The 14,258-nt window shown below is 43.7% G+C and carries 14 protein-coding genes and 1 riboswitch; all 14 genes read right to left on the bottom strand.

Translation table 11 applies throughout. The features are described 5' to 3' along the window. Positions 1–9: 9 nt before the first annotated feature. The 14 genes from BA79_RS18825 to BA79_RS02400 all read right to left on the bottom strand — a co-directional run bounded on the left by BA79_RS18825 (position 10) and on the right by BA79_RS02400 (position 14,172). Positions 10–156, bottom strand: coding sequence for a YezD family protein (locus BA79_RS18825; protein WP_008344920.1), 147 nt, complete (start codon positions 154–156; stop codon positions 10–12). Between the two features lie 74 nt (positions 157–230). After that, a riboswitch (SAM riboswitch) is annotated at positions 231–333 on the bottom strand. 158 nt (positions 334–491) lie between these two features. Then, complete coding sequence (pyrE, locus tag BA79_RS02460; protein WP_035700698.1) at positions 492–1,130, bottom strand: orotate phosphoribosyltransferase; 639 nt, start codon at positions 1,128–1,130, stop codon at positions 492–494. Between the two features lie 7 nt (positions 1,131–1,137). Further along, a complete protein-coding gene (gene pyrF / locus BA79_RS02455; RefSeq protein ID WP_007499705.1) occupies positions 1,138–1,842 on the bottom strand; it encodes an orotidine-5'-phosphate decarboxylase in 705 nt (234 codons plus the stop codon). Then, the gene (locus BA79_RS02450; protein WP_017359348.1) at positions 1,814–2,746 is read right to left on the bottom strand and encodes a dihydroorotate dehydrogenase; all 933 of its coding nucleotides are present in this window, start codon (positions 2,744–2,746) and stop codon (positions 1,814–1,816) included. The genes pyrF and BA79_RS02450 overlap by 29 nt, the downstream gene beginning before the upstream one ends. Further along, the gene (locus BA79_RS02445) at positions 2,740–3,516 is read right to left on the bottom strand and encodes a dihydroorotate dehydrogenase electron transfer subunit (protein WP_007499709.1); all 777 of its coding nucleotides are present in this window, start codon (positions 3,514–3,516) and stop codon (positions 2,740–2,742) included. The genes BA79_RS02450 and BA79_RS02445 overlap by 7 nt, the downstream gene beginning before the upstream one ends. Further along, the gene (gene carB / locus BA79_RS02440; RefSeq protein ID WP_035700695.1) at positions 3,513–6,728 is read right to left on the bottom strand and encodes a carbamoyl-phosphate synthase (glutamine-hydrolyzing) large subunit; all 3,216 of its coding nucleotides are present in this window, start codon (positions 6,726–6,728) and stop codon (positions 3,513–3,515) included. Before carB ends, BA79_RS02445 begins: the two co-directional genes overlap by 4 nt. Beyond that, on the bottom strand, positions 6,713–7,807 hold the full coding sequence (locus BA79_RS02435; RefSeq protein WP_019743288.1) for a carbamoyl phosphate synthase small subunit: 1,095 nt from the start codon (positions 7,805–7,807) through the stop codon (positions 6,713–6,715). The genes carB and BA79_RS02435 overlap by 16 nt, the downstream gene beginning before the upstream one ends. Next, positions 7,804–9,090 (bottom strand): dihydroorotase, encoded by a 1,287-nt coding sequence (locus BA79_RS02430; RefSeq protein ID WP_035700692.1) that lies wholly within the window; start codon positions 9,088–9,090, stop codon positions 7,804–7,806. The genes BA79_RS02435 and BA79_RS02430 overlap by 4 nt, the downstream gene beginning before the upstream one ends. After that, complete coding sequence (locus BA79_RS02425) at positions 9,074–9,997, bottom strand: aspartate carbamoyltransferase catalytic subunit (RefSeq protein WP_017367206.1); 924 nt, start codon at positions 9,995–9,997, stop codon at positions 9,074–9,076. Before BA79_RS02425 ends, BA79_RS02430 begins: the two co-directional genes overlap by 17 nt. Before the next feature lie 130 nt (positions 9,998–10,127). After that, a complete protein-coding gene (locus BA79_RS02420) occupies positions 10,128–11,456 on the bottom strand; it encodes a uracil-xanthine permease family protein (RefSeq protein WP_035700689.1) in 1,329 nt (442 codons plus the stop codon). Between the two features lie 155 nt (positions 11,457–11,611). Beyond that, a complete protein-coding gene (gene pyrR / locus BA79_RS02415; RefSeq protein WP_007499718.1) occupies positions 11,612–12,154 on the bottom strand; it encodes a bifunctional pyr operon transcriptional regulator/uracil phosphoribosyltransferase PyrR in 543 nt (180 codons plus the stop codon). 170 nt (positions 12,155–12,324) lie between these two features. After that, on the bottom strand, positions 12,325–13,239 hold the full coding sequence (locus BA79_RS02410) for an RluA family pseudouridine synthase (protein WP_007499719.1): 915 nt from the start codon (positions 13,237–13,239) through the stop codon (positions 12,325–12,327). Then, the gene (gene lspA / locus BA79_RS02405) at positions 13,236–13,703 is read right to left on the bottom strand and encodes a signal peptidase II (RefSeq protein WP_008344942.1); all 468 of its coding nucleotides are present in this window, start codon (positions 13,701–13,703) and stop codon (positions 13,236–13,238) included. Before lspA ends, BA79_RS02410 begins: the two co-directional genes overlap by 4 nt. Positions 13,704–13,797: 94 nt before the next feature. After that, entirely contained in the window at positions 13,798–14,172 is a 375-nt protein-coding gene (locus BA79_RS02400) for a TraR/DksA C4-type zinc finger protein (protein WP_035700685.1), read from the bottom strand. Positions 14,173–14,258 lie beyond the last annotated feature (86 nt).

Genomic DNA, 14,258 nt, shown 5'->3' with positions numbered 1-14,258 from the left:
TTCTCCGCACTACTTTAATCTGATTTTTTCATTTTTTTCCACTTGAATCACTTGACCGTCCTGAACGATCAACGTAATTGAACCGAATTTCATATCCCCAATCAGCTCTTGCATATGCTTCACTAAGTCCTCATCCTGGTTTTGTTTCAGTTCCATCTCCTCTTCCTCCTCACCGTTAAAATAAAAAAACTTTCTTTCAGTCCGAAAGAAAGATGAGGAAGCTCACGATTTCCTTATCTTTCAAAATAGAATCATTTTGCAGGAAGTAGCACCTTGCAAATCGCAGGTTGCCGGGCTTCATCGGGCCAGTCCCTCCACCTCTCTGGATAAGAGTTTTAATTTGTATTAAATATTAACACAATTCAAACAAAAGTCAACCCGACTTTATTGATAGGATTAGTTTTTATTTAAATTTGAGTCTATTTTACTATTTTTAACCAAATAAAAAACTGTGCAGCGCAGCACAGCTTTTTTAAAAAAGGACAAGCTTTTTAGACCGTTTCTTCCATCCAAGATTCAGACGAAGGATCCTGTCTCCAGCGTTTTAGTTTATTCATAGCAGAGGGCTCAATTGCTTTTAGCTCAAGTGCCACTTCTGTCAGTGTGTCATAGTCTGTCAGCGTGACATAGGGAATGTTTTTCTCTTGAAAAGCCGCAGTTGCTTTTGGCAGTCCATAAGTGAAGATCGCAACAACTCCGAGTACGTCACAGCCTTCTTCTTCTAGAGCAGCCACAACTTCAAGAACGCTGCCTCCAGTTGAGATGAGGTCTTCTACGACAACCACCTTTTGTCCAGGTGATACGGCTCCTTCAATTTGATTTCCTTTTCCGTGTGCTTTTGGTTTACTTCTTACATAACACATCGGTACGTTCAGACGATCAGCTGCTAATGCCGCATGAGGAATGCCAGCTGTAGCTGTACCTGCGACAACTTCCGCTCCTTCAAAATGAGTGAGAATCAAGTCTTTTAAACCTTCCGCAATGTCTCCTCTGACCTCAGGATAAGACAAGGTGAGGCGATTGTCACAGTAAATCGGTGATTTGATACCGCTCGCCCATGTAAATGGTTCGTCTGGTTTTAAAGAGACAGCTTTGATTTGTAATAAATGCTTCGCGATTTTCGTTTTCATCCGGCAGTCACTCCCACTCTTTCAAAATTTGTTGATAAGCTTCCACTGGGTTTGTGGCTTTTGTGATCGATCTTCCCACAACAATCTGTGAAACACCCTGCTCTTTGGCAAAGGCAGGTGTCGCCACACGCTTTTGGTCATCCGTTTGATCATTTGGTAAGCGAATTCCTGGCGTCACAGTGAGAAAGGAAGGAGAGATTTGTTCATGAAGCTGTTTTGATTCATGAACAGAGCACACCACACCATCAAGTCCACTTTCATATGCCAATTGTCCATAATGAAGCACAGCCTCTTGCAACGGGCGGTTAATTAGTAATTCTTTTTTCATCATATCTTCTGACGTGCTTGTCAGCTGGGTCACTGCAATAATACCCGGGCGATTTTGGCCGGCAGGGGTTCCGCTTTCAAGCCCCTCTAAAGCCGCCTGCATCATCCTTTTCCCGCCGGCTGCATGCACATTCACCAAATCAACACCAAGTGCAGCAAGCCTGTTCATCGCTTTTTGCACAGTTGTTGGAATGTCATGAAGCTTCAGATCAAGGAAAATACGGCAATTTTTTTCTTTCAGTGCGTCAATAATGGCAGGACCTTCTTGGTAAAACAGCTCCATGCCGACCTTTACGAATAATGGAGTGCCTTCAAAACGATCTATAAAGGCGTGCGCCTCCTGTCCTGATGGAAAATCAAGCGCGATGATGGGCAAGTGCTTCATGTTTCCAGCTCCTTCCGATGCATTCCTCTACAGATGAATACCCATAAGCCGCTAACACATTCGGCAGTTCATCAATGATTTCCGGGCAAATAAATGGGTTCACAAAATTGGCTGTCCCAACAGCTACCGCACTTGCGCCAGCTAGTAAAAATTCAAGTACATCTTCAGCGCTTTGCACGCCGCCCATCCCAATAATCGGAATAGAAACGGCCTGACTGACCTCATGCACCATTCGGATGGCAACAGGTTTTACAGCAGGACCTGATAATCCACCTGTTTTATTGGCAAGAATGGGTTTGCCTGTTTTTAAATCTAAACGCATCCCAATCAAGGTATTGATCATGGTGAGTCCATCCGCTCCAGCCGATTCAATCGCTTTAGCAATCTCAACGATATTGGCTACATTAGGTGACAGTTTCACATAAACAGGAACGGAGGAAACTTCCTTAACGGCTTTTGTCAATGTAGCCGCCATTTCTGGATCGGTCCCAAAGGCAATTCCGCCTGTTTTCACATTCGGACACGAGATATTCAGTTCAAGGGCATGAACATTGCTTGCTTGACTAATTTGCTTTGCTACTTCAACATAATCATCAACTTGTGATCCAGCAACATTGGCAATAATAGGGGTATCGAACTGCTCAAGCCAAGGTAATTCATGTTCAAGCACGCCTTTTAGACCTGGATTTTGGAGACCAATCGCATTCAGCATACCGGCTCCTGTCTCAGCTACCCTCGGTGTCGGGTTGCCAAATCTCGGTTCAAGGGTCGTGGCTTTAATCATGATGCCGCCCAGCAAGGAAAGGTCATATAATGATGCGAATTCTTTTCCAAATCCAAAACAGCCTGATGCAGGAATGATTGGATTTTTTAAAGATAAGCCGGGTAATTCGATGTTTAGCATGATAGCGCCACCTCCTCCGCTTTAAAAACAGGTCCATCCAGACAAACTTTAACGTACGGTTTCTCGTGCTGATCGGTATGACAGACACAAGCAAAGCATGCACCGATTCCGCAGCCCATTCGTTCTTCCATTGAAATATAGACAGGCTTATCGGGATAAGAGTCTTTTAGTGCTTTTAACATAGGTGTCGGTCCACAGGAAAGCAAGACATCAAAGTCCAGCTCATTCTCTTCAATGACATTTGTCACGAAACCTTTCGAACCATATGTCCCATCAACGGTTGCGATAAACGTATCTCCGAGTGCTTGAAACTTCTCCTCATAAAATACATCCTTTTTCGATTGAAAACCGAGAACATGTTTTACGATGACGCCTTTTTTCGTTAACCGCTTAGACAGTTCATATAACGGAGGCACACCGATTCCTCCACCGACTAATAATGCAGTCTGTCCGGCCTGAACGACTGAAGGATCATAGCCGTTTCCAAGCGGTCCTAACACATCGACTGACTCTCCCGCCCGCTTTTGGGAAAGGAGCTTTGTGCCCTCTCCCTCTGCGCGGTAAATGATGGTTGCTTCTTGCTTTTCGGCATGAATGTTGGCAATACTGATCGGTCTTCTCAGCAGCGGTGTCATGGATTCACTGACCTTTATATGAAGAAACTGTCCAGCTGTTTGAAAGGATTCAACAAGATCACCCTTTAATGTCATTTCGTAAATATGATCAGCGATCTCTCGGTTTGAGACGACCGTCAAGTATGCTTTTTTCATATCGTTACTGTCACCTCAGCATTCGTTTTCACTTCTGGCATTTCATCTGCTCTAAATGTCATGCTCTCTAGCACTCTTAAAATCGCTTCTGCTGTATCTAGTGACGTTAAGCAAGCGACACCATTTTCAACAGATTCACGTCTAATTCTAAAGCCGTCTCTTGCCGGCTGTTTTCCTTTTGTTAAGGTGTTGATGACAAATTGGGCTTCACCATTTCGAATGACATCCAGCAGATTCTTTCCTTCTTCTCCTATTTTGCCGACAACACTTGATGGAATGGAAGCTTGTTTTAAGTAATTCGCTGTTCCTTCTGTTGCTAAAATATGATAGCCGATGGAATGGAATCTTCTTGCAATCTCAAGTCCTTCTTCTTTATCTTTATCAGCCACTGTCAGGAGAACCGTTCCGTCTTTTGGAATTTGAATGCCTGATGCAATCAATCCTTTGTAGAGGGCTTTTTCGATTGTGACATCTTTCCCCATGACTTCACCTGTTGATTTCATTTCAGGCCCTAGTGTAATATCTACTCTTCTTAGTTTTGCAAAAGAGAAGACTGGAACTTTCACATATACGCCTTCTTGCTCAACATGAAGCCCTTCTTGGTAGCCATAGTTTTTCAGTTTTTCTCCTAAAATAACCTTTGTAGCTAAGTTCGCCATTGGAATGCCTGTAATTTTACTTAAGAATGGGACAGTCCGGCTTGAACGCGGATTCACTTCAAGTACATACACTTCACCTTTTGATAGCACAAATTGAATGTTCAAAAGTCCAATGATGTTAAGGCCTTTTGCGAGTTTAATCGTGTATTCTGCGATTTTCGCTTTGATGTCCTCAGACAAAGTTTGCGGCGGGTAGACCGCAATCGAGTCTCCAGAGTGAACGCCGGCTCTTTCAATGTGTTCCATAATGCCTGGTATGACAACCGTTTCTCCGTCAGACACAGCATCTACTTCAATTTCTTTTCCTGTCAAATACTTGTCAATGAGCACTGGGTGCTGCGGATTGACTTTCACCGCATTCTCCATGTAGTGAAGGAGCTCAGCTTCTTGATACACAATTTCCATTGCACGGCCGCCTAATACATAGGAAGGACGGACAAGCACGGGGTAACCGATTTGATTCGCAATCGCTACTGCCTCTGGCACAGACGTTGCTGTCTTACCTTTTGGCTGCGGCACGCCGAGAGTTTCTAATGTTTGTTCAAACTTGTCACGGTTTTCCGCACGGTCAAGGTCTTCAAGCGATGTTCCAAGTATCTGAACCCCTCTATTTGATAATTCATCTGCTAAGTTAATCGCTGTTTGTCCGCCAAACTGAACGACGACACCTTCTGGTTGTTCAAGGTCGATGATGTGCATCACATCTTCTACAGTGAGTGGTTCAAAGTAGAGCTTATCTGAAATACTAAAGTCTGTTGAGACGGTTTCAGGGTTGTTGTTAATAATAATGGCTTCATAGCCTGCTTGTTTGATTGCCCACACTGAATGAACGGTCGCATAATCGAATTCAACCCCTTGTCCGATTCTGATTGGACCTGAGCCTAGCACGATGACACTTTTCTTATCTGTTCGTTCGGATTCATTTTCATCTTCATATGTGCTGTAGAAGTACGGTGTTTCTGATTCAAATTCTGCCGCACATGTGTCCACCATCTTATACACAGGAACGATGCCTGCTTCTGTTCTTAGGTTGTAGACATCTGCCTCATTCATATTCCATTCGCGGCTAATATAAATATCTGAGAAACCTTTTTCTTTCGCTTCTTTTAAAACGTCTACATTGCCTTTGTTTTCTTTTAGTGTCTTTTCAAAAGCGATGATGCCTTCCAGTTTATGAAGGAAGAAGTAATCAATTTTCGAGAATTCATGAATCTGTTCGACGGTATAGCCTCTTCTTAGTGCCTCAGCGATATAAAACAGACGCTCATCTCCTGCTTTGATAATCCGCTTTTCAAGCACTTCGTTTGTAATGTCCGCTTCGTCTTTTAATTCAATGTGATGCACATCCGCTTCAAGTGAACGAACAGCCTTTAAAAGAGACTCTTCTAATGTGCGGCCAATTGCCATGACTTCACCCGTTGCTTTCATTTGTGTTCCAAGTCGTCTGTTGGCAGATTCAAACTTATCAAACGGCCAGCGCGGGATTTTTGAAACAATATAGTCGAGTGCTGGCTCGAACGCTGCATATGTTTTACCTGTGACTGGGTTCATCATTTCATCAAGTGTTAGGCCAACTGCGATTTTCGCTGCAAGTTTTGCAATTGGATATCCAGTTGCTTTAGACGCAAGAGCAGAAGAACGGCTCACGCGCGGGTTTACTTCGATAATATAGTATTGGAAGCTGTCTGGATCAATCGCCAGCTGTACGTTACATCCGCCTTCAATGCCAAGTGCACGAATCAGCTTGAGTGACACATTACGAAGCAGCTGATATTCACGATCACTTAGCGTTTGACTTGGTGCCACAACGATACTGTCACCTGTGTGGATGCCGACAGGATCAAAGTTTTCCATGTTACAAACCACAATGGCATGATCTCCGCTGTCACGCATAACCTCATATTCAATTTCTTTAAAACCTGCGATACTTTTTTCAAGCAAACATTGTGTCACCGGACTTAACTTCAGTCCATTCTCGACGATTTCTTTTAATTCTTGCTCATTTGTACAAATTCCGCCGCCTGTTCCGCCTAGTGTATAGGCTGGTCTAACAATGACCGGGAAACCGATTTGATCTGTGAATGCCATCGCTTCTTCAAGGTTATGGATGATTTCACTTTCTGGTACAGGTTCATTTAATTCATTCATTAGATTACGGAATAAATCTCTGTCCTCTGCTTTTTGAATAGCTGACAGCTTTGTGCCTAGTACTTCAACACCGCATTCAGCGAGTACACCAAGATCTGATAATTCAACAGCAAGGTTCAATCCAGTTTGTCCGCCAAGTGTTGGCAGAATCGCATCAGGACGTTCTTTTCGAATGATTCGTGTTAAAAATTCTGGTGTCAGTGGTTCGATGTATACCTTGTCGGCCATTTCCGTATCTGTCATGATCGTCGCAGGGTTAGAGTTCACAAGAACGACTTCATAGCCCTCTTCTTTTAGCGCTAAACAAGCCTGTGTGCCTGCATAGTCAAACTCCGCTGCCTGACCGATGATGATTGGACCTGAACCGATCACTAAAATCTTTTTGATATCTACGCGTTTTGGCATACTTCTTCCCCTTCTTTCTCAGTTGTATGAATCATGTCCATGAACTCGTCGAATAAGTAGTTCGCATCTTCTGGACCCGGTGATGCTTCTGGGTGATACTGGACAGTGAATGCTGGTGCTTCTTTATGTTTTAATCCTTCAATGGTATTGTCATTTAGCGCAATATGTGTGACTTCAAGCACGTCTTCATTAATGGCGCTAACCGTGTAGCCATGGTTTTGAGACGTCAAGGTTACCTTGCCAGTTGCTAGTTCTTTGACTGGATGATTGGATCCTCTATGCCCAAATTTCATTTTTTCTGTACTTGCGCCGCACGCAAGCGCGAATAACTGGTGTCCTAGGCAGATACCAAAGAGTGGTACCTTTCCAATCAGCTGCTGAATCATTTCAACCGCTTCTGGCACATCGACTGGATCCCCAGGTCCGTTTGAAAGCATGATGCCGTCTGGTTTTAACTGTAATACTTCATCTGCCGTGATATTGTATGGCACCACAATGACATCACAATCTCGCTTATTGAGTTCGCGCAAAATGCCATGCTTCATGCCGAAATCGACAAGCACAATTCTTTTTCCTCTTCCTGGGCTTGGATACGCATTTTTCACAGATACTTGGCTTACTTGATCTGTTGGTAGCTGCATCGTTTGAAGGCGGCTTACAACGTCTTCTACTTGTTCATCCGGTCCTGCAAAAGCTCCTCTTAATGTACCTGCACTTCGAATCATGCGCGTGAGCTTGCGTGTATCAATGCCGCTAAGACCCGGGATATTTTTCATTTTTAAATACTCATCAAGTGAGTATGAAGAGCGCCAGTTTGAAGGCTTTTCACAAAGCTCTTTCACGATCAGCCCTTTCACAAACGGTGTGATCGATTCAAAATCATCACGGTTAATGCCATAGTTGCCGATCAGCGGGTAAGTGAGTGTGACAATTTGTCCGCAGTACGACGGGTCAGACAAAATCTCTTGATAGCCTGTCATCCCTGTGTTAAAGACGACTTCTCCGACTGACGGTTCTAAGCTGCCAAAGCCTGTTCCTTCGAATACTGTTCCGTTTTCTAGCACTAAGCGTCTCTTCATTTTACTAGTCTCCCCTCTTCATAAACGACTTCCCCAGATGCAAGTGTCATGACCGGCCATCCTGATACAGTCAATTTGTCAAACGGTGTATTTTGTCCTTTAGATAAGAAGCTTTTTTTGTCAATTGCCATTTCTTTGTTTAAATCAATCAGTGTGATATCAGCGATTTGACCTTCTTCCAGCTTTCCGTATGGAAGAGCAAAGGCTTCTGCTGGTTTGATGGTCATATAATCAACAAGTTCTTTTAATGTCCATTCCCCTGTTTTCACAAAACGTGTGTACAGAAGCGGGAACGCTGTTTCAAGTCCAACAATCCCAAAAGGTGCCCTCTGCATCGTTTCGTTCTTTTCTTCTTCTGTATGCGGTGCATGGTCTGTGGCGATAAAATCAATCGTGCCATCTAAAAGCCCCTCGATCAGTGCCTCGCGATCTTCTGCTCCTCTGAGCGGCGGATTCATTTTATAGTTTGTGTCAAGACCTGGAATGTCTGCATCACATAAGAGCAGGTGATGTGGCGAGACCTCAGCTGTCACACGAATGCCTGCTTTTTTTGCATCGCGTACCACTCGGACGGATTCCTTTGTGCTGATATGGCATACATGATAATGACAATTCGCTGCTTCTGCTAAGAGGACATCTCTTGCAATATGCACCGATTCACAAATTGACGGTATCCCGTTTAACCCATTTGCTTTTGAAAAGTCTCCTTCATGAACGCATCCTCCATAAATGAGTGAGTTATCTTCACAGTGCGCCACTATGGCTTGATCAAGGCTTGCTGCCTTTTTCATTGCTTCGTACATCATGCCTGCGGTTTGAATACCAACACCGTCATCCGTAAAGGCAAATGCGCCCGCTTCTTTTAACGCTGCAAAGTCTGTCATCTCTTCGCCAATTTGTCTCGTCGTGATGGAAGCGTATGGCAGTACTCTTACAGAGGAGGTCTCGTTGATTCGATTCATCAGCCATTCCATTTGTTCTTTTGTATCTGGAACTGGCCGTGTATTTGGCATCGCTGCAATGGTCGTATACCCGCCTCTTGCTGCTGCCTTAGAACCTGTTTCAATGGTTTCTTTTTTCTCGCCGCCTGGCTCTCTTAAATGCACATGCAGATCAATCAAACCTGGTGATACAAATAGCCCTGCTGCATCAATGACTTCTTCTCCGTCTTCTCTTTCTAAATGACCCATTGCTTGAATCACTTTTCCTTCTACCCTAATATCCTGCTGCACTCTTTCCCCTGTGCTTGTTAAGATAAAACCGTTTTTAATGAGATATGACATAGACAGAATCTCTCCCTTTTTGATGTAGTCTGCTATTTTGAAAAGCCCTTTTTAACACAGCCATTCGGATATACACACCATTTTCCATTTGTTTGAAAATCCTTGACTGTTTTGACTCTACTAATGAATCATCTATTTCAACACCTCTATTTACTGGTGCTGGATGCATAATAATCGCTCTTTCTTTCATTTTGCTTGCCCTGTCTACTGTTAATCCATAAGTCGATAAGTAACCCTCGTTGCCCATCTTTTCTGAGTGTCTTTCATGCTGAATTCTCAGCAGCATCACCACGTCAGACCGCTTCATGGCTTCGTCCACCTCGACATACGTTCCATGAGGATTTTGTTCATCTTGGAAGGAAGCTGGTCCTGAAAAGAGCACTGTCGCTCCTAGTCTTGCGAGGACTTCAGCATTGGACCTTGCCACCCTGCTATGTTTGATATCACCATGAATCGAGATGGTTAAGCCTTCAAAACCGCCAAACTCTTCGAAGATCGTCATCAAATCCAGCAATGATTGGGTAGGGTGCTGACCGCAGCCATCTCCCGCATTAATGATTGGAATCCCGACCTTCCCAATCAGCTCTTTGTAATATTCGTCTGTACTGTCTCTGATGACACATGCCTTCACTCCGATGGATTCAAGTGTTTTCACTGTATCGTAAAGGGTCTCTCCCTTTTGAACAGAGGTACTTGCTGCGTCTAGGTTCAGCACATTCATTCCAAGTTTCTTCTCTGCCACCTCAAAGCTAAAACGCGTTCTTGTACTTGGTTCAAAGAAGAGGTTCGCTACAAATTCACCTGCTAAACCATGTTCCTGTTTCCCTTTTTTCAATGCACATGCTTCTTCAATCAGCTGTAAAATTTCTTCCTTTGACAAGCTGCTCATTGTCGATAAATCATTCATTTTTTCTGCCCCCTCTAGTTTTTCATCACTTTCAGGTTCAAAAAAACCCTAAGCCTCGGCAGCTTAGGGTTCTCCAAAAGAAGCAGGGGTGCTTTCGCACGTTCTGCTCCGTTTAGAACCCTTGTCAGCCTCACTGGACTTCTTTTAAAAGGTTTTCGGTATTCGATTCATTTGACTCATCATCTTCTGCCTTTTGATGCGGCAGAATCAGGTTTAGCAGGACGCCAGTAATAGCAGCGAGTGCCATTCCTGACAGCGTCAGATTGATTTGTTTCACCTCAATGAATGCCCCGCCAATACCAATGACTAAGATGACTGATGCGATAATGAGATTGCGCTTTTCTTCAAAATTCACTTTATGATCAATCAGGATTCGCAGTCCGCTTGAAGCAATGATTCCAAAGAGCAGGAACGAAACGCCTCCCATAACCGCGGACGGTACTGTACTGATTAATGCTGAAATTTTCCCAACAAAGCCGAAGCAGATTGCAAACACCGCTGCTCCGCCGATGACGAAAATACTGAACACTTTTGTGATGGCAAGGACGCCAATGTTTTCTCCATAAGTCGTTGTTGGAGGTCCACCAATGAGTGACGCAAAGATCGTCGCCGCACTGTCTCCTAAAATGGAGCGGTGAAGACCTGGTTTTTTAATAAAATCCTGCCCGACCACCTTGCTTAACACAACTTGATGGCCGATGTGCTCAGACATGGTCACAAAGGCAACCGGCACCATCACTGTGAGAATGCTTAAGGTCACAGCGGGTGTATAGTCGACAAATGGTACAACAAAGTCTGGAACAGCAAACCATTTTGCAGCAATGACCGGCTGGAAGTTCACAATGCCTTGTGTTAAGGCAAAGAGGTAGCCGCTAATAATGCCGATTAAGACTGGAATCAAGCTAAGGAATCCTCTTAGGAAGATCATACTAATAATGGTGACAGCGAGCGTGAAGCCTGCAACCATTAAATGCTTCAGGCTGTAAACAAGCTCCTTTGCATTTGGATCGACGTACATCGCCATGTTAACAGCTGTTCCAGCGAGTCCGAGTCCGATAACCATAATGACGGGTCCTACAACGACAGGAGGCAGAAGCTTCATTAGCCAGCCTGTGCCGAGCCATTTGATAAATAATGCGATGAGTGCATAAGCCACACCCGCCATAAAGGCACCTACCATTGCAGCTCCAGGGCCGCCAGTGGCTTTTACATTCACTATGGGGGCGATAAAAGCAAAGGACGATCCAAGATACGCCGGAATCTGCCCTCTTGTGATGATTAAATACACAATGGTTCCAACCCCGCTTGAGATGAGCGCGACGGCTGGGCTCATATCAATGATCTTTGGTACAAGAATGGTTGCACCAAACATCGCAAACAAGTGCTGCAGGCTGAGTGACAGCCATGTGAACGGTTTTGGGATATCTCGAATGCCTAAATTGGCTTTTTGCTGACTCATGATTTTCCTCCTAGATGTGTCCTTTTTCATTAAAAAGCCTCTTTGCGAGTATGCGCAAAGAGGCCTAGAAAAACCGTACACGTCACTTTAGCCGTGTGCTCGGTGTCTCTTGTTAATGCCCTCTTTGCAAACTCTCTGGAATGCATTTAAAAAGGTTATTTTTCATATATAGCGACAAGGTCGTTTTGATCTACTTCATTGAGCTGAACCATGACTGTCTCTGCTTTTGATGTCGGGATGTTTTTCCCGATATAATCCGCTCGAATCGGCAGCTCCCGGTGTCCCCGGTCGACTAGAACAGCTAGCTGAATGGAAGATGGTCTTCCTACATCCACAAGCGCATCCATAGCCGCTCTGACGGTTCTACCTGTGAACAAAACATCATCTACGACAATCAGTGTTTTGTCATTAATGTCAGCTGGGATGTCTGCACCCTTGACAAGCGGGTCTTGGTTCTCTGTCTTTTTTGTCAGGTCATCACGGTATAGCGTAATATCAAGTTCACCCACAGTCACTGGGTTTCCTTCAATTTGCTCGATGCGCTCTGCAAGGCGCTTTGCAAGATGAATGCCTCTTGTCTTGATCCCGGCTAGGATGACATCCTTCATCCCTTTGTTGCGCTCAATCATTTCATGTGCAATACGGGTAAGCGCTCGTCTTATCGCTTGTTCATCAAGAATGACTGCTTTTTGTTCCATCTTTTACACCTCTTTTTGACAAATAAAAAGCCCCTTCTGCAAAGGGCAGAGAGGGGCGCTCATTTGTGCATACTCGTGCACAAATTGATCCGTTATCCTTCTCAGCCTCTCTGGACTGTTTTAAAGAATCTCAATTTCTTCGTTTATTATTTCAAAAAAAGAACGGCCTGTCAATCGTTATTTCTTAATGAATCTATAAAGCCCCGCATATCAGCTGGAATTGGAGCTGTAAACTCCATATATTCTCCTGTTCTAGGGTGATCAAATCCTAACACGCCTGCATGCAGCAGTTGTCCATTGAAATCAACGGTTTTTCTCGGGCCATATTTTGGATCTCCTGCAAGCGGATAGCCAATGTATTTCATATGAACACGAATTTGGTGGGTTCTTCCCGTTTCAAGGCGGCATTCTACAACGGTAAAGTCTTTAAAGCGCTCCATCACATCAAAATGAGTGACTGCCTGCTTTGCATTTTCTTTTGTGACCGTCATGCTTTGGCGATCTTTTTTGTCTCGACCAATTGGTGCATCAATCGTTCCAGTATCATGCTGAATGATACCATGAACAACCGCTGTATATTTTCTAGTGACCGTTTTCGCCACTAACTGATTGACGAGTGATTCATGCGCCATATCATTTTTTGCGACCATTAAAAGTCCTGACGTATCTTTATCAATCCGGTGGACAATTCCTGGTCTCATCACACCATTAATGCCTGACAAATCATTGCAATGAGCCATGAGGCCATTGACAAGAGTACCTGTCACATGTCCTGGTGCTGGATGAACGACCATTCCTCTTGGTTTATTGACCACTAGTACATCTTCATCCTCATAATAAATATCAAGATCCATTGATTCCGCTTCTACATCTAGTGCTTCTGGATCTGGAATCTCTACTTTGATTTGATCTCCAGCTTGTACTTTATAATTGGCCTTCACTTGTTTTCCATTTACTTCGATGAGCCCATCTTTCACCCACTGCTGGACTTGGGTTCTTGACCATTCTGGTTCAGTTGTGCTTAAAAATTTATCAAGCCGTTCACTCGTTTGTTCTTCTGAAACGGCAATGTTTACTTGATTCATGTAGTTGACTCCTTATTTTTCTTTCCATCTAACAGCATTTGAATAAAGAGCAGAATGACCCCCACACATAGAGAGGAATCTGCGATATTAAAGATTGGATAATGATAATCCCCAAATACGAAATGAGCAAAATCAACCACTTCTTGACGGAAAATACGGTCAATAAAGTTCCCAATCGCTCCGCCAAGCATTAAGGCAAGTGCTACGCCAAGTAGCTTGTCCTTTTGTCCATGTTTTTGCAAATAATAAACAATTCCTGCAATAACAACGAGTGTGATCACATAGAAAAACCACATTTGTCCTTGGAGAATCCCCCATGCGGCTCCTGAATTTCGGTGGGATGTGATGTAAAAGAAGCCATCAATCACAGGAATAGAATCACCGAGCATCATATGTTTGACAATGAGCCATTTTGTTAATTGATCTAAACAAATTATCACGAATGCGATTATGTAATAGAACACACACGTTCCTCCATCTTCATACTTTGGTCTTTAAGCATTTTATCAAGAAAACAGGATGGAGTAAAGAAACTTTAGTTGACAGACAAAAACCTCCCTACATGCGGAAGGCTTCAAAATGAGAATCGTTTGATTCGTGAGGATAAGGGGTGAATGCTTTTTTCTCGTATTGCTTATGATATAAAAAGTCGTCAGTCGTACGAGCTGTCGGAAGAATACTCATTTGTTCAATGGGCATTGTAAGCCCTGTCGCCTCACATATGCCATAAGTTCCTTGTTCAATTTTTGCAATCGCGAGCGAAACATCTTGCAGTTCTTCTTTGATGTGATAAAGAAGCGTGGTCGTTTTTGCTTGATCGAAAGTGACATGTTCAGCGGGTGAACGCAATGATGCATATTCAAACAGTTTCGATTGCAGTTCTTCTCTCATTTGAAGGAGTTCCATGTAAATCGTCTCTAGATCGCCATTCATGTCGCTGTTTCAACTCCTGCCCTGTCGTGATAATCATATTGTTGCCCCGCCTGTTCACTTTAAAGCCATAAGATTTTTCCTTTCGT

The sequence above is a fragment of the Bacillus altitudinis 41KF2b genome (assembly GCF_000691145.1).
Lineage (GTDB): Bacteria > Bacillota > Bacilli > Bacillales > Bacillaceae > Bacillus > Bacillus altitudinis.
The sequence above is the reverse complement of the archived record's forward strand: the minus strand, read 5'-3'. Positions and strand labels throughout refer to the sequence as shown.